The organism is Curtobacterium sp. VKM Ac-2922 (genome assembly GCF_022815645.1).
In the GTDB taxonomy this organism is placed as follows: domain Bacteria; phylum Actinomycetota; class Actinomycetes; order Actinomycetales; family Microbacteriaceae; genus Curtobacterium.
In genome coordinates this window covers 69,667-89,308 of record NZ_JALGRO010000014.1, presented here as the reverse complement: position 1 = coordinate 89,308, position 19,642 = coordinate 69,667, and the positions used below count along the sequence as shown (strand labels likewise).

The following is a 19,642-nucleotide window of genomic DNA, read 5'->3' as shown; positions in this document are numbered from 1 at the left end:
CCCGGTGGTCCGCTTCCGCAAGCCCTCGATCTACAAGACGCCGGACGAGCTGCGCGCGATGGTGGCGCCGGGCCTGCTCACCGAGGCAGCGCTCGTCGCGGTGCGCGCGGCGATCCGCCCCGGCATCACCACCGGTGAGCTCGACGCGATCGCCGAGCGGACCATCCGCGACGGCGGGGGCATCCCGAACTTCCAGCTCGTGCCGGGCTACCGCCACACGCTGTGCGTGTCGGTCAACGACGAGATCGTGCACGGCATCCCCGGCGACCGTGTGCTGCAGCCCGGCGACATCGTGTCCGTGGACGCCGGTGCCGAGGTCGACGGCTGGAACGGTGACAGCGCCTTCACCACGGTCGTCCCCGGCGGTGACGCGACCCTGTCCGCTGCGCGCCAGCGGCTTGCCGACGTCACGGAGCGCTCGCTCTGGCACGGCATCGCGGCACTCGCGCGCGCGCGCAACCTCAACGAGGTCGGTGACGCGGTCGAGGACGCGATCGACGAGAACGGCACCTGGGGCATCGTCGAGGACTTCACCGGACACGGCATCGGCCGGTCCATGCACGAGGACCCGCCCGTCTTCAACCACCGCATCCGCGGTGCCGGACCGGCCGTGCGGCCCGGGCTCGTGGTCGCCATCGAGCCGATGGTCACGGCCGGCACGATCGACAGCTCCACGGACGACGACGACTGGACCGTCCGCACGCTGGACGGTTCGGACGCCGCGCACTGGGAGCACAGCGTCGCGGTGCACGCGGACGGGATCTGGGTGCTCACGGCCGCCGACGGCGGCGCGGCGGGCCTGGCCCCGCTGGGTGTGACACCGGTCCCGATCGCGTAGGTCGGGCCTGGTGTCCGGCCGGTGACGGACCGACGCCCTGGAGGCCCGGCGCGGCCCCGCCCCGCCGGCGTCAGTTGCCGACGGAGCAGGTCTGCTCGGCTGCGCTCTGTCCGGTGATGGTCGACGGCAGTGCCGTGGCCGACGCCGTGGGCGCCGCGGCAGCGGGCGACGAGGCGGCAGCCGACGAGCCCGCGGACGGTGCGCTCGGTGCAGCAGTGCCGCCGGTCGTGTCCGTGCCGCCCGTGCTCTCGGAGGCGCGTCCGGTGGAGGAGTCGCCCAACGTGGTCTTCTCGTCGGTCTGCAGCGCCACGTTCAACGCGTGGGCCGCGTCCTGCGCGACGATGACGCGTGCACTGTCGGCGGGGTCGTCGACGACCGGGTACTGCACGAACAGCATGTTCGAGGTGCTCATCCCGCGCAGCGCACCCGCGAGGCCGACGAGTGTCCGGGTCTGGGCGAGCCCGTCGGAGAGCGTCATGTTGTTCAGGGCCGCGCCGGCGAGCTTGTAGAGCGTCACCGGGTTGGACAGGGTGTCACCGGACGTGACCTTGCGCAGCAGGGCCGACAGGAACACCTGCTGGGAGCTGATGCGCGCCAGGTCGCTGCCGTCGCCGACGCCGTGCCGGGTCCGCAGGAAGGCCAGCGCGTCCGAGCCCGCGAGCGTGTGGGACCCCGCGGTCAGGTGCAGGCCGGTGTAGCTGTCGTCGATGGCCTTCGCGACGCAGACGTCGACCCCGCCGAGCGCGTTCGACATCTCGATGACGCCGTCGAACGTGATCAGGCCGGCGTACGGCACGCTCAGGCCGGTGAGGTTCTCGACGGTGTCGACGACGCACGAGACGCCGCCGTTGCCGAGCGCGGTGTTGAACTGCGCCGAGGACGCCGCGGGGTAGGTCGTGCCGGTCTGCGGGTTGGTGCACGCGGGGATCGGCACCATCAGGTCGCGGGGGAAGCTCACCGCGGTCAGCTGCTGGTGGTCCTGCGAGACGTGCACCAGGATCGTGACGTCGTTGCGCGCACCCTCGACGTCCTCGTCGGAGTCGAACTGACCGACGCGGGTGTCGCTGCCGATCAGCAGGATGTTGGCGCCGCCCTTGATCGCGGTGATGTCGGCGGTCTTCGCGGTGCTCTGGTCGTCCTTGCTGAGCTGCACGGTGTGCGGAGCGGTGGCGAGCTGCGCGCCGGCGATGGCGGCGACGCTCGTGCCGCTCACCAGGACGACGGCGAGGGCGGAGGCGACGACGGACACCAGGGTCGTCCAACCGCGACGGCGCGCCAGACGGCCGTGGCGGGCGATCGACCGCGGGGGGCGGGTGGCTGGCACTGGGGTCTCCGTTCGGCAGGCTGCGTTGCCACCGTAGGGCCGTGTCCCTGCTCGTCCCCCGGAGCGCGCCGTGGAACCACTGTGGAACGCTGGCGCCCCGTTCAGGAACACCCCAGCTCGGGGGGCGCGGCGCGCGCACTTGGCAAACGGGCGGCTGTCACATAAGATCGATCTTTGGTGTGCCATGCCCTGTGGGGCTGGCGACCGACCCGCAGACCGGCTCGGGGATCACACCGGTAATCCAATCAAGCGACAGTGAGGCTATGGCCAAGAAAGACGGCGTCATCGAGATCGAAGGCTCGGTGCTCGAAGCTCTGCCCAACGCGATGTTCCGCGTTGAGCTGACCAATGGGCACAAGGTCCTCGCGCACATCTCCGGGAAGATGCGCCAGCACTACATCCGCATCCTCCCCGAGGACCGCGTGATCGTGGAGCTGAGCCCGTACGACCTGACCCGCGGCCGGATCGTCTACCGCTACAAGTGATCCGCGAGCTGGAAAGGAACGACTCGGCGAACCCGCCGAGCACGAAGCCAGCGAGCACGAGGAACCAGCAATGAAGGTCAACCCCAGCGTCAAGCCCATCTGCGAGCACTGCCGTGTCATCCGCCGCAAGGGCCGCGTCATGGTGATCTGCAAGAGCAACCCGCGTCACAAGCAGCGCCAGGGCTAGTCCCGGTCGCCGCCTGACGCGGAACGTCCATCGGACGGCCTGCGCAGCAGCACAACTCAACATCGAACACGCAGTACCAGAACCCACGTCCGGCTCACCGAGACGGACGCGGGGGACACCTCGGGGCGGAGGCCCGAGCACCGGTACTGCGCCACACCTCCATCGACAACAGGAGCAGCCAGCACATGGCACGTCTAGCAGGCGTCGACATCCCGCGTGAGAAGCGCGTGGAGATCGCACTCACGTACATCTACGGCGTCGGTCGCACTCGTGCGGTCAAGACGCTCGCGGACACCGGTATCTCCGGTGACATCCGCGTCAAGGACCTCACCGACGACCAGTTGGTCGCCCTTCGTGACTACATCGAGGGCAACTACAAGGTCGAGGGTGATCTCCGTCGCGAGGTCGCAGCCGACATCCGCCGCAAGGTCGAGATCGGCAGCTACGAGGGGCTTCGTCACCGTCGCGGTCTCCCGGTGCGCGGTCAGCGCACGAAGACCAACGCGCGTACCCGCAAGGGACCGAAGCGCACCGTGGCAGGCAAGAAGAAGGCCCGATAGGAGATCATCATGGCTACCCCCAAGACTGCCGCGCGCAAGCCGCGCCGCAAGGAGAAGAAGAACGTCGCCGTGGGCCAGGCCCACATCAAGAGCACGTTCAACAACACGATCGTCAGCATCACCGACCCGTCGGGTGCCGTCCTCAGCTGGGCGTCCTCGGGAGCCGTCGGCTTCAAGGGCTCGCGCAAGTCGACGCCGTTCGCGGCGCAGCTCGCCGCCGAGTCCGCTGCGCGTCAGGCGCAGGAGCACGGCGTCAAGAAGGTCGACGTCTTCGTGAAGGGCCCGGGTTCCGGTCGTGAGACCGCGATCCGCTCGCTGCAGGCCGCCGGCCTCGAGGTCGGCTCGATCAACGACGTCACGCCGCAGGCGCACAACGGGTGCCGTCCGCCCAAGCGCCGCCGCGTCTGACGCGAGGAGCAACCGGCCGTTCTCCGCTCGTTCCCTGACCGGACGACACGTTCCCTGACGGGGACGAGCGGAGGCGGCCATTCCTGGTCGTTCGATCGCGTACCTCAGTACGCGTGATCACAACTCAACAGACCCGTCGGGGCCCGGCCGGCCCCGTCGTACCGCCAAGTGTCATATAGCGGACACTTCGCCGAAAGGAATCCCACAGTGCTCATTGCACAGCGCCCCACCCTCACCGAGGAATCGATCTCCGAGCACCGCTCGCGCTTCGTCATCGAGCCGCTCGAGCCGGGCTTCGGCTACACCCTCGGGAACTCGCTGCGCCGCACGCTCCTCTCCTCGATCCCCGGCGCGGCTGTCACCAGCATCCGCATCGACGGCGTCCTCCACGAGTTCAGCACCGTTCCCGGTGTCAAGGAAGACGTCACGGAGATCATCCTCAACATCAAGAGCCTGGTCGTCTCCAGCGAGCACGACGAGCCCATCACGGCGTACCTGCGCAAGCAGGGTGCCGGTCAGGTCACCGCAGCGGACATCTCCGCTCCGGCCGGCGTCGAGATCCACAACCCGGACCTCGTCATCGCGACCCTGAACGACACCGCGCGCTTCGAGCTCGAGCTGACCATCGAGCGTGGCCGTGGCTACGTCTCGGCGACGCAGAACCGCTCGGAGTTCAGCGAGGCCGGTCAGATCCCGATCGACTCGATCTACTCCCCGGTCCTCAAGGTCACCTACCGCGTCGAGGCGACGCGTGCCGGTGAGCGCACGGACTTCGACCGTCTGGTCGTCGACGTCGAGTCGAAGCCGGCGATCACGCCGCGCGACGCCATCGCGTCGGCTGGTCGGACCCTGGTCGAGCTGTTCGGGCTCGCACGTGAGCTCAACACTGCTGCCGAGGGCATCGAGATCGGCCCCGCGCCGGTCGACGCCGTGCTCTCGAACGAGCTGCAGACCCCGATCGAGGACCTCGACCTGTCGGTCCGCAGCTACAACTGCCTGAAGCGCGAGGGCATCAACACGGTGTCCGAGCTCGTCGCCCTGTCGGAGACGCAGCTCATGAACATCCGCAACTTCGGTCAGAAGTCGGTGGACGAGGTCAAGGACAAGCTCACCGAGCTCGGCCTGTCCCTCAAGGACACCGTCCCCGGATTCGACGGCGCCCACTTCTACAGCGGGTACGACGAAGAAGAGTCCAGCAACTGACCTCGCGCTGATGCGCACGCGCGTCGTCACGGCGCGCACCCCTCTTTCACCACTGGAGAACTGACATGCCGAAGCCCACCAAGGGCCCCCGCCTCGGTGGCGGTCCCGCTCACGAGCGCCTGCTCCTGAGCAACCTCGCCAACGCCCTGTTCACGCACGGCCGCATCACCACCACCGAGACGAAGGCCAAGCGCCTGCGTCCGGTCGCCGAGCGTCTCATCACGTTCGCGAAGCGTGGCGACCTGCACGCCCGCCGTCGCGTCATCGCAGCCCTGCGTGACAAGACCGTCGTGCACACCCTGTTCACGGAGATCGCGCCGCAGGTGGCCGAGCGCCAGGGTGGCTACACCCGCATCACCAAGCTCGGCTTCCGCAAGGGCGACAACGCCCCGCTGGCCTCGATCGAGCTCGTCCTCGAGCCCGTGTCCGGCACGCCGGCCCCGGTGAACCGCACGGCTGCCCCGGCCGCCGCTGCGCCCGCCGCGGACGAGGCCCCTGAAGCGGCCCCGGTCGAGTCGACCGAGACCACCGAGGAGTCGGCACCCGTCGAGACCGAGACCGAGACCGCGGCAGCAGCCGAGGTCGAGGCCGACGCCGCCGAGAAGTCGGACGACGCCGCGAAGTCGGACGACACCAAGTAGTCACAGCGTCACCACGGAAGGCCCCCGCAGCACTCGCTGTGGGGGCCTTCCGGCGTCCGGGGGAACGGGAGACGGACCCGGCAGCGCTCCCAGTGCCCGGGCCGTAGGGTGACCGGTCGGCCCACCGGGTGGGGGTCGACGGCACGGAGGACACATGGGATTCGAACACGTCGCGGGCGTCGGGACGCGGGTGTGGCGGTGGAGCCGCACGTCCGGCACGCAGCCGCGTCTGCTGCACGCCGCCAAGGCCGCCGGCGCTGCCGCGCTGGCGTGGTTCGTCGCGCGGCACGTCCCCGGGGTCGCGTCGGACTACCCGTACTACGCGCCGCTCGGCGCCGTGATCGCCATGCAGACGACGGTGTTCGCCGGGTTGCGCAGCGGGATCCAGACGCTCGTGGGGATCGCGCTCGGCATCGGGGTCGCGGCCCTCACCATGTGGGTCGGCGACCCGGGCGTGCTGGCCGTCGCGCTGGCGGTCGGCATCGGCGTGCTGGTCGGCGGGTTCCGGGTGCTCGGCGAGGGCAGCTCGTGGGTGTCGACCGCGGCGCTGTTCGTCCTGTTGGTCGGGGGCGCGCACGCCGAGGGCTACTCGCTGGGGTACCTCGTGCAGATGGCCGTCGGCGTGGTGGTCGGCCTGCTGGTGAACTTCCTGGTGTTCCCGCCGCTGCACTTCTGGGACGCGGAACACCGGATCGACGCGGTGAACGGGGTCCTCGCCGACCACCTCGACGGCCTGGCGGTGGTGTTGCGCGAGGGGCAGCGCGACGTCGCCGCCTGGGACCGGCAGCAGGACCGGTTGGACCGGGCGATCGCGGACGTGCGGTCGCGGGTGTCCATCGCGCACGAGAGCCGGAAGATCAACCCGCGCGGGGCACTGCGGGGATCGCGGGCACGGCTGCAGCAGGACGGCGCCCGGTTCCGGGCGTTGGAGCGGGTCGCCTGGTACACGACCGACCTCACCGAGCTGGTCGCACGGTCGGGTCCGGTCGCCGAGGGCATCGGACGACCCGACCCGGCGTTCGCCGAGCCGCTCGCCGCGGCGCTCGACGAGATCGCCTGCGTGATCCGCGGTGACTGCCCGGAGGACGCCGCGGACCGTGCGGTCGCCGCGGTGGAACGGGCACTCGACGCGTCGCGCGAGAACCCGTCCCACGTGGCCGTCACGGCCTCGGCGCTCGTGTCGTTGCGCGGGATCGTGGAGTCGGAGCGCCGTGCGACGGCGGACATCGACACGAAGACCGGACCGTTCGGTTCGGCTCGCCGTCCGGCCTGAACCCGCCCGCGGTGCGGCTGCGGCTCCGTAGACTCGGACCGTGCCGCAGCACCCCCGCATCGCCGTCCTCGGACCCGTCCTGGTCGAGGACCCGAGCGGCGCGCCGACCCCGGTGCCGGGTGCCCTCGCCCGGTCGTTCCTGGTGGCGCTCGTGCTCGCCCGAGGCCACGCGTTGCCGACCGAGACGCTCATCGACGAGCTCTGGGGCGAGACCCCGCCGAAGGGGGCGCGGGCCGCACTGCAGACGCTGGTGTCCCGCCTGCACCGGAGCACCGCCGACGGGCTGGTCGTGTCGACCGCCACCGGGTACGCACTCGCCGTCGCTCCGGACGACGTGGACCTCGGTCAGGCGGAACGGCTCGGCACCGCCGGCGATGCCGAGGGCCGGCAGGCGGTCGAAGGTGCCCTGGCGCTCTGGCGGGGCGACCCGGGGGCCGACCTCGACGGTGAGCTCGGCACGGCGCTGGCCGACCGGGCAGCGTCCGCGCGTCGCGGGCTCCGCCGGCTGCTGGGCGCCGCACTGCTGGCGGCGGGCGATGCCGGGGCGGCCGCGGAACTCTGGCGTGACGAGGCCACCCTCGACCCGTTCGACGAGGTCGCCGTGCGCGGAGCGATGCAGGCGCTCGCTGCCGCCGGTCGGACCACCGAGGCGCTCGCCGTGTTCGCCGAGCACCGCGAGCGCCTGGCCGACGGGCTCGGCGCGGACCCGTCCGCCGACCTGGTCCGCCTGAACGCCGACCTGCTCCGCCGGAGTGCGTCGGCTGCGGGCGGGGTCCGTCGTGTCGGCCTGCGGGCGTCGCCCACCGCGTTGGTCGGACGGGAGGGCGACGTCGCCGCCGTCACGGACCTGCTGTCCCACGGACGGCTGGTGACGGTCCTGGGGGCCGGTGGGCTCGGCAAGACCCGGCTCGCGCAGGCGGTCGCGGCCGCGGTGCCCGAGGACCGCGGGGTCGTGGTGCTCGAGCTGGCACCGCTGACCTCGGGCGACGACGTCGTCCCCGCGCTGGGTGCGCTGCTGGGGATCGCCGAGGTCCGCAGCGCCAGGACCCTGCGCGACGTCGTCGTCGCCGACCTGCGTGGCCGGGTGCTCCGGGCACTCGGCGACGAGCCGACGGTGCTCGTGCTGGACAACTGCGAGCACCTGGTCGAGGAGATCGCCGCGTTCGTGGCCGAGCTCTTGGCGGTCCTGCCGTCGCTGCGCGTGCTGACGACGTCGCGCGCACCGCTCGCCATCGCCGGCGAGGTCGTCGCGCCCCTCGCCCCGCTGCCCGTCGACGCCGACGGTGCCGCGGTCCGCCTGTTCACCGAGCGTGCCCGTGCCGCCCGGCCCGGTGCCGTCCTGCCCGTCGACGCCGTCCGACGCATCTGCACACGACTGGACGGGTCACCGCTCGCGATCGAGCTCGCTGCCGCTCGGATCCGCGGCATGAGCGCGGACGAGATCGAGCGCCGGCTGGACGACCGGTTCGCCCTGCTGCGGGGCGGGGACCGGAGTGCACCCGAGCGGCACCGGACCCTGCTGGCCGTGATCGAGTGGAGCTGGCGGCTGCTCGACGACGGAGCGCAGGACCTGCTGCCGCGCCTGGCGCTGTTCCCCGACGGGCTCGCCGTGGACGCGGTCGAGGCCGTCGCCGCTGCCGGCCGCCGACACGACGCGCTCGACGACCTGGCCGAGCTGGTCGAACAGTCCCTCGTGCAGCTCGTCGAGCACGAGGGCGGACCGGTCCGGTACCGCCTGCTCGAGACGGTCCGCGAGTTCGGGGCCGCCCGCCTGCACGAGCGTGGCGAAGCCGACGCCGTCCGTCGGGCGATGGTGCGGTGGGGGCAGGAGTTCGCCGTCGCCCGCAACCTGTTCACCGCGACGGGCGAGGACCAGCGGCAGTGGTTCCGCGAGGTCGCACGCGAGGCCGACAACCTGGTCACGCTGCTGCGCTGGAGCCTGCAGGACGGTGATCCGAGCGCCGTCGCCCGGGTCTTCGCGGCACTCGGTGGGTACTGGACGCTCCGCGGCGCGCACGGCGAGGTGATCGCCCTCGGGCTGGAGGTCGTGACCGTCCTGCGCAGTGCCGACACCCAGCCTGCGGACCTGCCGGCCACCGTGCTCGGGCTCGTGCTGGTCGGCGGCTCGTCGGCGTTCGGGGACCGGCGGACGGCGGCGCTCGCCATCTCGGCCCTGCGGAGGGTCACCCGGCGCGGATCGACGGGGTTCCCGGTGCTCGACGCCCAGGCGGCACTGCTGCTGACCCTCGGCCGTCCCGAGCGGGGACTCGACCTGCTCGCACGCTTCCGCGACGACCCGCACCCGGCCGTCGCCTGCCTGGCCTACACGCTGAGCGCACCCCTGGCCGAGAACGACGGCGAGTTCGCCGCAGCGCTGGCGTTCTCGGACCGGGCGATCGCCCTGGCCCGGCAGGTCGACGACGCGTGGGCACTCGGATCGGGCGCAGTGACGCGGACGCAGCTGCTCGCGCAGACCGGCCGCCACACCGAGGCCCTCGCCGTGGCCGAGCTGGCGCGCGCACAGCTCGAGGTGTTCGGGGCCGAGGACGACCTGTACGAGATCGGCTGGACCGTCGGACTGTGCGCCGCAGCGACCGGCGCCGTCGACCAGGCCCTGACGATCGCGGCCGACCTGGCGCACCAGCCGATCGCGAACCGCGGTGGCCCGGACGGCGACGCGGCGCAGATCGCGGTGCTGGCCACCGCGATCCGTGCGGAGTGCGCGCGGAGCACCGGGGACCTGGAGGCCGCTGCCGCCGCGTACGCGCGAGCCTGGCAGGACGTGCTGCCGAGCCGCCACACCGCGCCGCACTGGGTGCTGACGACGGCAGCCGCACGGATCGCGGCCGAGGACGAGGCGGCGGCGGGCCGGCCCAGCGGAGCCGAGCCGGGCCTCCAGGCGGTTGCCCGCACCCTGCGGGTGCAGACGCTCGTGATGCTGCGCCTGCATCCGCGGTGGCTCGACCTGCCCGTCATCGGGACCGCGATGGCCGGCCTGGCCGTCGCGGCCGCACGGGCCGGCCTGCCGGCAGACGCCGCACGGTGCTGGGCGCTCGCCCGCCGGTTCGGGTCACGACAGGACTTCGCGGTGCTCGCGCACGTCCGGCTGCGTCCGCTGGTGGTCGCCGTGGCCGGGGAGCAGGTCGTCGTGGACGCCGAGACGGCCTCGGCCGGGTGGGACCGGGCCGAGGCCGTCGGGCGGACTCGCGTGCTGCTGGAGGACCTGGGCGCGCGTCACGCCTTCCGCATGTAGGCGCGGACTGTCAGCGGCGCGAACACCGCGACGACCACCGCGGCGCCGACCAGCGAGAAGACCAGGTCGCCACCCACGGCCCCGTGGTTCACGAGCTCACGCACCGCGGTGATCAGGTGCGAGACCGGGTTCACCTCGGAGAACCAGCGCAGCCAGCTCGGCAGGGTGTCCGCCGGCACGAACGCGTTCGACAGGAACGTCAGCGGGAACAGCACCAGGTTCGAGATGCCGGAGACGCTCGACGCCGTGCGGGCGATGACGCCGAAGTACGCGAAGATCCAGCTGATCGACCAGGCGACGACGATGACGAGCAGACCGGCGACGACGACCGTCCACACGCCGTGCGCGGGACGGAGCCCCATCACTATGCCGACCACGAAGGTGATCGTCGTGGCGATGGCGTAGCGGACCGTGTCGGCCAGCAGCGCTCCGGCCAGGGGCGCGATCCGGGCGATCGGCAGCGACTTGAAGCGGTCGAACACGCCCTTGTCCATGTCCTCGCGGAGCTGCACGCCCGTGACGATCGACGACGTGATGTTCGTCTGGACGAGGATGCCCGGGATGATGATCGGCAGGTAGGCCGCCACGTTGCCGGCGATCGCGCCACCGAAGATGTACGTGAACATCACGGTGAAGACGATCGGCATCAGGGTGACGTCGAACAGCTGCTCGGGCGTGCGACGGACCTTGATCAGCCCGCGGTACGCCATCGTCAGGGACTGGCGGATCGTCGCGCCGAGGCCGGTCCCACCGACGCCGGGTCGTGGTGCGATGCGGGGCGTGGTCGGAGCGGTGGGGGTCAGGGTGGTCATGCGCGGCTCCCTTCGAGCTCGCGATCGGCGTCGTCGGCCGCGGCGGCGGTCGGCGAGCCGGTGATGGTCAGGAAGACCTCGTCGAGCGTCGGCTTCTGCACGCTCATCTCGGCGAGGGAGATGCCGGCGTCGCGGAACGACACCAGCAGGTCGGTCACGCGGTCCGGGTCGGTCATCGGGGCGGTCAGCCGGGAACCCTCTGGGCTGACGACCGCCTCGACGCGGAGCGCCGTGCGGACGATCGTGCGCGCAGCGTCGAGCCGCAGCGCGTCCGTCAGCCGGAGCTGCAGCGAGGCCGTGCCGATCGATGCCTTGAGCTCGTCGCTCGTGCCCTCGGCGACGACCCTGCCGTGGTCGATCACGGCGATGCGGTCGGCGAGCTGGTCGGCCTCGTCGAGGTACTGCGTCGTGAGCAACACCGTCGACCCGGTCGCGACGAGCTCGCGGATGGTGTCCCACATCTGCGCCCGGGTGCGGGGATCCAGGCCCGTGGTCGGTTCGTCGAGGAAGATCAGGGGCGGCTGCGCGATGAGGCTCGCGGCCAGGTCGAGCCGCCGACGCATGCCGCCGGAGAAGCCCTTGAGCGGCCGGTTCGCCGCCTCGGTCAGACCGAAGCGCTCGAGCAGCTCGTTCGATTTCCGCTTGGACTCGGTCCGGCTCAGCCCGAGCAGCCGCGCGAAGACGACCAGGTTCTCGGTCGCGCTCAGGGTCTCGTCGACACTGGCGTACTGCCCCGTCACGCCGATCAGCCGACGGACCTGCTGCGCCTCGCGCCGGACGTCGTGGCCGAACACGCGGGCCTCGCCGCCGTCCGCCTTCAGGAGCGTCGCCAGCATGCTGATCGTCGTGGTCTTGCCGGCGCCGTTCGGTCCGAGCACGCCGTAGACGGTGCCGGCCTCGACCCGCAGGTCGACACCGTCCACGGCCCGGTTCTGCCCGAAGGTCTTCACGAGGCCGATCGCCTCGACCGCGAGTGGTGTGGTGCTCATCGCGCAGGTCCTTTCGTGGGGGTTCGCGTGGATGTCGAGGTCGATCGTGCCGCCGGGCACTCACGCGGCACTGACGCGGCGCTGACATCGGTACCGTTGCAGCGTGAGTGAAGGAACCGTGCGGCTGCGGCTCGACGTCGCCTACGACGGCGCTGCGTTCTCCGGGTGGGCCCGCCAGCCCGGGCTGGCCACCGTGCAGGGCGTGCTCGAAGCCGCACTCGCGACCGTCTTCACCCGCTGGGGAGCGCCGCCGCAGCTGACGGTCGCCGGCCGGACCGACGCCGGAGTCCACGCCACCGGGCAGGTCGCGCACCTGGACCTCGACGCATCGCAGTGGGCAGCCCTCAGTGCCCCGAAGCGAGGGGCAGGGCGCTCGCCGCTGGACGGACTGGTCAAGCGGCTCAACGGGCTGGCCGGCGCTGCCGGGGACGTCGTCGTCACGGGGGCGTCCGTCGCACCGGACGGGTTCGACGCCCGGTTCTCGCCGCTGTGGCGTCGCTACGAGTACCGGGTCGCGGACGCCGACGCCCCCCACGATCCACGTCGACGCGGGCACACGCTCTGGTACCCGGGGCGTCTGGACCCGGCGGCGATGGAGCGCGGTGCGCTGACGCTGCTGGGGCTGCACGACTTCGCGGCGTTCTGCAAGCCGCGTGAGGGCGCGACGACCATCCGGACGCTCCAGCAGTTCCGCTGGGACCGCGAGCCGGACGGCGTGCTGGTGGCGAGCCTCCAGGCCGACGCGTTCTGCCACTCCATGGTGCGCGCGATGGTGGGGGCGACCATCGCGGTCGGCGAGGGGCGCTTCGGGGCCGAGCGGCTGCAGGAGCTCCGCGTGGCGGGGGAGCGGACGAGCGCGTTCACGGTCGCACCGGCGAAGGGGCTGACCCTGACCGAGGTCGGGTACCCGCCCGACGACGAGCTCGCGGCGCGGGCGGACCAGACCCGTGCGCGTCGAGCGACGCCGACCGGCTCGGCGCCTGCCGGCTCGGCGCCTGCCGGTTCCGGGCCCGTCAGCGCGGCGCCCGCCGGCTCGGATACCGTCGAGGGATGAGCTCCCGCGAACCCCGGTCCGTCGTCTCCGTCGCCCCCGGTGTGGTCTTCGTCGAGGGTCCCGTGTCGAACTGGGTCGTGCTGGCAGAAGAGGACGGCGTCGCCCTGATCGACGCCGGGTACCCCGCCGACACCGAACTCGTGCTCGACACCGTGCGGTACGCCGGACACGAGCTGGGCGACCTGCGCCGCATCTACGTCACCCACGGGCACGTCGACCACGTGGGCGGCATCCCGGGCATCCTCGAGCTGTTCCCGCACGTCGAGGTCCTGGCACACGCGTCCGAACTCGACAACGTCCGCGGACCGTCGCGCCAGCAGGTCACCCCGGCCGAGATCGGTGGGCGGCTCGCGTCGCCCCGCGTGCTGCGCTGGCTGGGGCGGGCCGTGCGGTCGGACGCCCTGCGACCGGTCACGGTGCCGTCTGCGCGAGCGTTCACCGGACACGACTTCGAGGGCCGGGCCATCACGCCGTTCCCGGCGCCGGGGCACACCGACGGCTCGACGACCTACCTGCTGCCCGCCGCGGACGCGATCGTGACCGGCGACGCCGTGGTGTCGCACCACGACACCCAGCCCGGGTCGTGGAGCCCCCGCCCGCGGATGATCACGCCGTTCTTCACGCACGACCAGGCGCTCGCGCTCGAGTCGGCGCGGGCGCTGCCGATCCCCGAGATCGTGCTGCCGGGGCACGGGCCCGCGGTGCACCGGGTCGGGCGGGAGTGGGTGCCGGTCCGGTCGTGACGGTCGTCGGGGCGGCGTCGGGTGCAATGGTTCACCTGGCCGAAACCTGAATGACCCCGCAGATCTGTACGGTCTGAGGGTTCCCCGCCCCCGACCCAGAAGGTCAGCATGCCCACGAACGTCCGGCGCACCCTGCTGTGCGCCACGGTCGCAGCGACACTCCTCGCCGCACCACTCGCCACCGCCACCACCGCCAGCGCGAACACCGCGGGCAACGGTCTCGTCATCAGCGAGGCGTACCTGAAGGGCGGCAGCGCGAACCAGCCGTTCACGAACAAGTTCGTCGAGATCGCGAACCCCACGGACACGGCCGTCGCGGTCGACGGGTGGTCGCTGCAGTACCGCTCCGCCACGTCGGTCGCGGCGTCGAGCACCGTCGTCCCGCTGACCGGCTCGGTGCCCGCGCACGGCACGTACCTGGTGCAGGGCAGTTCGAACGGCACGACCGGTGCGGCCCTGCCGACGCCGGACGCGGTGTCGTCGCTGAACGCGTCGGGCTCGAACGGCACGCTCGTGCTGTCCGACCAGGCGACCGCCCTGGCACTCCCGGCCGGCACCGTCGCCGCGGGGACCGCCGGCGTCGTCGACGTGCTGGGCTACGGCACGTCGAACACGTTCGAGACCGCCGCCGCGACGACCGGCACGGCGAACAGCGTGGCCGACGCCCTGGTCCGGGCTGCCGGCGCCACGGACACCGACGACAACGCGACGGACTTCTCGCTGAGCACGACGATCACACCGCAGAACGCGAAGGGCGAGACGGCAGCGCCGAGCGACCCGGGCACGCCGACGGACCCGGGCACGCCGACCGACCCGGGCGCTCCCGCCCAGGCCGTCACCATCGCGCAGCTGCAGGGCACGACCGACACCTCGCCGTACGTCGGCAAGACCGTCGTCACGTCCGGCGTGGTCACCGCGGTGTACGCCACGGGCGGCTTCAACGGCTACACGGTCCAGACCCCGGGCACGGGCGGCGCGGTCGACCTGGCGACGCACACCGCGAGCGACGCCGTGTTCGTCTACTCGGCTGCCACGGCCGGGTCGGTGCACGCGGGCGACCACGTCGAGCTCACCGGGACCGTGTCCGAGTTCTCCGGGCTGACCGAGCTGACCGTCGCCGCGGGTGGCGTGACGATGCTGACCGACACGGTGCCCGCGCCGCAGCCCGCCGCGGTCGCGTTCCCGTCGACCGACGCCCAGCGCGAGTCGCTCGAGAGCATGCTCGTCGCACCGCAGGGCGACTACACCGTCGCGGACAACTACACGACGAACCAGTACGGCGAGATCGTCCTGGCCACCGGCACCAAGCGACTCATCCAGCCGACCGAGGTCGCCCGTCCCGGGTCCCCGGCCGCGCTCGCCGTCGCCGCGGACAACGCCGCACGCAAGGTCACGCTCGACGACGGTGGCAGCACGAACTTCCTGTCGAAGGCGAACCAGTCCATCCCGGTCTCGTGGCTGACGAACGACGCCCCCGTCACGGTCGGCGCCGCCGCGTCCTTCACGAAACCGGTCGTCCTGGACTACCGCAACAACGCGTGGAAGTTCCAGCCGACCGCACCGATCACCGGCGCGACCCCGAAGCCCGACCTGCCCACGACGTTCTCGAACGTCCGCACGACGAAGCCGGCCGACGTCGGCGGTGACGTCAAGCTGGCCGGGTTCAACGTCCTGAACTACTTCCCGACCACCGGCGACCAGCTGACGGGCTGCTCGTACTACACGGACCGCGACGGTGACCCCGTGACGGTGAACTCGGGCTGCGACGCCCGCGGTGCCGCCGACCAGCAGGACTTCCAGCGCCAGCAGGTCAAGATCGTCAAGGCGATCAACGGGCTGGGCGCCGACGTGGTCTCACTCGAGGAGATCGAGAACTCCCGCGAGTTCGGCCAGGACCGCGACGCGGCCGTCGCCACCCTGGTCGGCGCGCTGAACGCCGCGACCGGCAGCGACACGTGGGCGTACGTCCCGTCCCCCAAGACGCTGCCCGCCAGCGAGGACGTCATCCGTCTCGCCCTCATCTACAAGAAGGCCCGCGTCGCACCGACGGGCGAGTCGACGATCCTGCTCGACGCCGCGTTCACGAACGCCCGCCAGCCGGTCGCAGACGCCTTCCGGCCCGTCGGCGGCACCGCGGACGACGAGTTCCTGGTGATCGCGAACCACTTCAAGTCGAAGGGCTCCGGCACCGGCGAGAACGCCGACCAGGGCGACGGCCAGGGCGCCTCGAACGCCGACCGTGTGCGCCAGGCGAAGGCACTCGTGACCTTCTCTGCCGACATGCAGCAGCAGTACGGCACCGACAAGGTCTTCATGCTCGGCGACTTCAACGCCTACAGCAAGGAGGACCCGATGGTCGTGCTCGACGATGCCGGGTACACGGACCTGGGCCCGACGGAGGACGCCTCGGAGTGGTCCTACGTGTTCAGCGGTCTGAGCGGGTCGCTCGACCACGTGCTCGCCTCGCCCGCCGCACTCGAGACGGTCACCGGCGTGGACATCTGGAACATCAACTCGGTCGAGTCGGTGGGCCTGGAGTACAGCCGCTACAACGCCAACGCCACGAACCTGTACACCGACGACGTGTACCGGGCGAGCGACCACGACCCGATCCTGGTCGGCTTCGACCTGGCCGACGGCGACACCGAGCCCGGCGACGGAGGCACGCCCGGCGACGGAGGCACGCCGGGTGACGGAGGCACGCCGGGCGACGGCGGGACGACCACGCCGGCGCCGGTTGCGCCGTCGGGTTCGTCGTTGACTGATGCGGTGCGTGGGGGGATCACGGCTCCGGTGTCGGCGCGTGCGGGGGAGACCATCACGGTCGGTGTCGGTTCGTCGCACGTCGGCGAGCGGGTGAACGTGTGGTTGTTCTCGGATCCGGTGCTGCTGGGCTCGGAGACGGTCGCGGCGGACGGGACGGTGCGGGTGACGATCCCGGCCGGTACGACGCCGGGTGCGCACCGGTTGGCGGTGACGGCGGCTGACGGCACGCTGATCGGGTGGACGGGCATCCGGATCGACCCGGCCACGGGTGCGGTGACGAGCGGGGACCTGGCGTTCACGGGTGCGCAGCTGGGTGGCGGCATCGCCGCCGCGCTGCTGCTGCTCGCAGCCGGGACGGGCGTGCTCATCGCGCGCCGTCGCCGCGCCAGCGCCGCGTAACCAGGAACGAGACGGGAGGCCGGGTGCCAGCTGGCACCGGGCCTCCCGTCTCGTCAGGTGGCGGCGTTTGACCCGGGCGAGTCGCGTCCGGTAGGATCTCACCTTGGTCTGCGCACCGTTGTGTGCCAGACAGTCAGATGAGCCCTCCACCCCGGAGTTCCGACGGCTTTGCCGCGCAGAACCCGGACCGGAGCGGGATTCACGGACTCCTCACCTCGACACGAAAGCAGCACTCCTGTGACTCGCACGTTCTCACCGAAGCCGGCAGACGTCCAGCACGACTGGATCGTCATCGACGCGACCGACGTCGTCCTCGGCCGTCTCGCCTCGCACGTCGCCGCCCTGCTCCGCGGCAAGCACAAGCCCACCTTCGCCCAGCACATGGACATGGGTGACTACGTCATCATCGTCAACGCGGACAAGGTCGCCCTCACCGGCTCCAAGCTCGCCAAGAAGGTCTACTACCGTCACTCGGGCTACCCGGGCGGCCTGACCGCGACGTCGTACCCGGAGATGCTCGAGAAGCACCCGACCCGCGCCGTCGAGAAGGCGATCCGCGGCATGCTGCCGAAGAACACGCTGGGCCGCGAGCAGCTCAAGAAGCTCAAGGTGTACGCGGGTGCCGAGCACCCCCACGCCGCGCAGCAGCCCAAGACGTACACCTTCGACCAGGTCTCGCAGTAACGCCCGGCCACGACGACTTCCAAGGAACAGAGAAAACTCATGGCTCAGATCGCTGACTCCCTCGACCAGACCCCGGAGAGCTTCACCACGGAGAGCGCACCCGCCGCTGCCGAGGCCGCTCCCCGTCAGATCCTCAACGTCTCCGGCGGTGCCGTCGGGCGCCGCAAGGAGGCAATCGCGCGCGTCCGGCTCGTCCCGGGCTCCGGCACGTTCGTCGTGAACGGCCGCACGCTCGAGGACTACTTCCCGAACAAGCTGCACCAGCAGCTCATCAACGACCCGTTCAAGGTGCTCGAGCTCCTGGGCTCGTACGACGTGACCGCCCGCATCACGGGTGGTGGCCCCTCGGGTCAGGCCGGTGCACTCCGCCTGGCCATCGCGCGCACGCTGAACGAGATCGACCGCGAGAACAACCGCGCGATCCTCAAGAAGGCTGGCTTCCTCACCCGTGACGCTCGCGTCATCGAGCGCAAGAAGGCCGGTCTCAAGAAGGCCCGCAAGGCGTCGCAGTTCTCGAAGCGCTGATCAACCGACGGCGGAGGATGCAATGCCGCGTCTGTTCGGTACCGACGGCGTTCGTGGCCTCGCCAACGGCGAGTTGACGGCCGCGCTCGCACTGGGTCTTGCCCAGGCGAGCGCGGCCGTGCTCACGCACGGACACCATGCGGACGCCCGTCGGGCGTCCGGCCGACCGCGCCCCCGCGCGGTCCTGGCGCGCGACCCGCGCGTCTCCGGTGAGTTCCTGGGTGCCGCTGTGGCGGCCGGGCTCGCCTCCGCCGGCGTCGACGTGCTCGACGCCGGGGTCATCCCCACGCCCGCCGCCGCGTTCCTGGTGGCGGACGTCGACGCCGACTTCGGTGTGATGATCTCCGCTTCGCACAACCCGGCGCCCGACAACGGGATCAAGTTCTTCGCCACGGGCGGCAAGAAGCTCCCCGACGAGGTCGAGGACCGCATCGAGGCCGCCATGCACGACCACTCGGCCCCCACGCCGACGGGCATCGGTGTCGGCCGCATCACCCGGTTCGCTGATGCCGAGGACCGCTACGTCGTGCACCTGCTCGGCACGCTGCCGCACCGGCTGGACGGCATCCACGTGGTGCTCGACTGCGCGAACGGTGCCGCTGCCGGGGTCTCGCCCGAGGTCTTCGTCAACGCCGGAGCCCGCGTGACGCTCATCGGCGCGGACCCGGACGGCTGGAACATCAACGACGGGGTCGGCTCGACCCACATCGACAACCTGTCGCGTGCCGTGCTCGAAGCCGGTGCCGACATCGGGATCGCGCACGACGGTGACGCCGACCGGTGCCTGGCGGTCGACGCGCTGGGCAACGCCATCGACGGCGACCAGATCATGGCGATCCTGGCCCTGTCGCTGCAGGAGCGCGGGCACCTGGTGGCCGACACCCTGGTGGCGACGGTCATGTCGAACCTGGGTCTCAAGCGCGCGATGTCCGACGCGGGCATCACCGTGATCGAGGCCGGCGTCGGTGACCGCTACGTGCTCGAGAAGATGAACGAGGGCGGCTACTCGCTCGGCGGGGAGCAGTCCGGGCACATCATCTTCCAGGAGTACGCCACCACGGGCGACGGCATCCTGACCGGGCTGCACCTGGTCGCCGAGATGGCCCGCACCGGCAAGACGCTGCACGAGCTCGCCGCGTGCATGACGGTCTTCCCGCAGGTGCTGCTCAACGTCAAGGGTGTCGACCGCCACGGGCTCGCCGACCAGGGTGTGCAGGACGCCGTGGCTGCCGCCTCGGCCGCGCTCGGGGACACCGGCCGTGTGCTGCTGCGTCCGTCGGGAACCGAGCCCGTCGTGCGCGTGATGGTCGAGGCCGCCTCGCAGGAGGACGCCCAGCGCATCGCCGAGGAACTCGCCGCGGTCGTCGAGGACCGTCTGGCGCTCGACGCCGCGTAGCTCGGTCCGCTTCGCGCCCGCTGACGAACATCGCGCCCCGTGCAGACGGGGCGCGATGTCGTTGCGGGGGTGCGAACCGCGAGCCCGGCGCCGGGCCCGCGC

18 protein-coding genes are annotated in these 19,642 nt (G+C 71.6%); 15 read left to right on the top strand and 3 right to left on the bottom strand.

Annotated features, from left to right (window positions below):
• Positions 1-4: 4 nt before the first annotated feature.
• The gene (gene map, locus MT346_RS15695; protein WP_308221912.1) at positions 5-838 is read left to right on the top strand and encodes a type I methionyl aminopeptidase; all 834 of its coding nucleotides are present in this window, start codon (positions 5-7) and stop codon (positions 836-838) included.
• A 70-nt stretch (positions 839-908) separates the two neighbouring features.
• Here map and MT346_RS15690 read toward each other — a convergent pair whose 3' ends face one another.
• Positions 909-2,162 (bottom strand): LCP family protein, encoded by a 1,254-nt coding sequence (locus MT346_RS15690; protein WP_243564027.1) that lies wholly within the window; start codon positions 2,160-2,162, stop codon positions 909-911.
• A 263-nt stretch (positions 2,163-2,425) separates the two neighbouring features.
• On the opposite strand from MT346_RS15690, the gene infA reads away from it, so the two are divergent.
• From infA to MT346_RS15650, 8 genes are all read left to right on the top strand, one after another.
• The gene (infA, locus tag MT346_RS15685) at positions 2,426-2,647 is read left to right on the top strand and encodes a translation initiation factor IF-1 (protein ID WP_017885509.1); all 222 of its coding nucleotides are present in this window, start codon (positions 2,426-2,428) and stop codon (positions 2,645-2,647) included.
• Positions 2,648-2,717: 70 nt separating this feature from the next.
• Entirely contained in the window at positions 2,718-2,834 is a 117-nt protein-coding gene (gene rpmJ / locus MT346_RS15680) for a 50S ribosomal protein L36 (RefSeq protein ID WP_022903266.1), read from the top strand.
• 185 nt (positions 2,835-3,019) lie between these two features.
• Complete coding sequence (rpsM, locus tag MT346_RS15675; protein WP_071299484.1) at positions 3,020-3,394, top strand: 30S ribosomal protein S13; 375 nt, start codon at positions 3,020-3,022, stop codon at positions 3,392-3,394.
• A 9-nt stretch (positions 3,395-3,403) separates the two neighbouring features.
• Positions 3,404-3,802, top strand: a complete 399-nt coding sequence (rpsK, locus tag MT346_RS15670; RefSeq protein WP_017885507.1) for a 30S ribosomal protein S11 — start codon at positions 3,404-3,406, stop codon at positions 3,800-3,802.
• Between the two features lie 207 nt (positions 3,803-4,009).
• Positions 4,010-5,005 (top strand): DNA-directed RNA polymerase subunit alpha, encoded by a 996-nt coding sequence (locus MT346_RS15665; RefSeq protein ID WP_243564026.1) that lies wholly within the window; start codon positions 4,010-4,012, stop codon positions 5,003-5,005.
• Between the two features lie 65 nt (positions 5,006-5,070).
• A complete protein-coding gene (gene rplQ / locus MT346_RS15660; protein ID WP_243564025.1) occupies positions 5,071-5,646 on the top strand; it encodes a 50S ribosomal protein L17 in 576 nt (191 codons plus the stop codon).
• Positions 5,647-5,800: 154 nt separating this feature from the next.
• Complete coding sequence (locus MT346_RS15655; protein WP_243564024.1) at positions 5,801-6,919, top strand: aromatic acid exporter family protein; 1,119 nt, start codon at positions 5,801-5,803, stop codon at positions 6,917-6,919.
• A 40-nt stretch (positions 6,920-6,959) separates the two neighbouring features.
• Positions 6,960-10,172, top strand: a complete 3,213-nt coding sequence (locus MT346_RS15650; protein ID WP_243564023.1) for a BTAD domain-containing putative transcriptional regulator — start codon at positions 6,960-6,962, stop codon at positions 10,170-10,172.
• Here MT346_RS15650 and MT346_RS15645 read toward each other — a convergent pair.
• Together MT346_RS15645 and MT346_RS15640 are read right to left on the bottom strand one after the other, a co-directional pair.
• A complete protein-coding gene (locus MT346_RS15645; protein ID WP_243564022.1) occupies positions 10,154-10,984 on the bottom strand; it encodes an ABC transporter permease in 831 nt (276 codons plus the stop codon). The genes MT346_RS15650 and MT346_RS15645 overlap by 19 nt on opposite strands.
• Positions 10,981-11,973 (bottom strand): ATP-binding cassette domain-containing protein, encoded by a 993-nt coding sequence (locus MT346_RS15640; protein ID WP_243564021.1) that lies wholly within the window; start codon positions 11,971-11,973, stop codon positions 10,981-10,983. Before MT346_RS15640 ends, MT346_RS15645 begins: the two co-directional genes overlap by 4 nt.
• A gap of 103 nt (positions 11,974-12,076) precedes the next feature.
• Between MT346_RS15640 and MT346_RS15635 the strand changes: the two genes are divergently transcribed.
• The 6 genes from MT346_RS15635 (at position 12,077) to glmM (ending at position 19,540) form a co-directional block, all read left to right on the top strand.
• A complete protein-coding gene (locus MT346_RS15635) occupies positions 12,077-13,027 on the top strand; it encodes a tRNA pseudouridine(38-40) synthase TruA (RefSeq protein WP_243564020.1) in 951 nt (316 codons plus the stop codon).
• A complete protein-coding gene (locus MT346_RS15630) occupies positions 13,024-13,770 on the top strand; it encodes an MBL fold metallo-hydrolase (protein WP_243564019.1) in 747 nt (248 codons plus the stop codon). The genes MT346_RS15635 and MT346_RS15630 overlap by 4 nt, the downstream gene beginning before the upstream one ends.
• 108 nt (positions 13,771-13,878) lie before the next feature.
• A complete protein-coding gene (locus MT346_RS15625; protein WP_243564018.1) occupies positions 13,879-16,935 on the top strand; it encodes an ExeM/NucH family extracellular endonuclease in 3,057 nt (1,018 codons plus the stop codon).
• Positions 16,936-17,172: 237 nt separating this feature from the next.
• The gene (rplM, locus tag MT346_RS15620) at positions 17,173-17,619 is read left to right on the top strand and encodes a 50S ribosomal protein L13 (RefSeq protein ID WP_243564017.1); all 447 of its coding nucleotides are present in this window, start codon (positions 17,173-17,175) and stop codon (positions 17,617-17,619) included.
• Between the two features lie 39 nt (positions 17,620-17,658).
• A complete protein-coding gene (rpsI, locus tag MT346_RS15615) occupies positions 17,659-18,144 on the top strand; it encodes a 30S ribosomal protein S9 (RefSeq protein ID WP_243564016.1) in 486 nt (161 codons plus the stop codon).
• Between the two features lie 22 nt (positions 18,145-18,166).
• A complete protein-coding gene (glmM, locus tag MT346_RS15610) occupies positions 18,167-19,540 on the top strand; it encodes a phosphoglucosamine mutase (RefSeq protein ID WP_243564015.1) in 1,374 nt (457 codons plus the stop codon).
• Positions 19,541-19,642 lie beyond the last annotated feature (102 nt).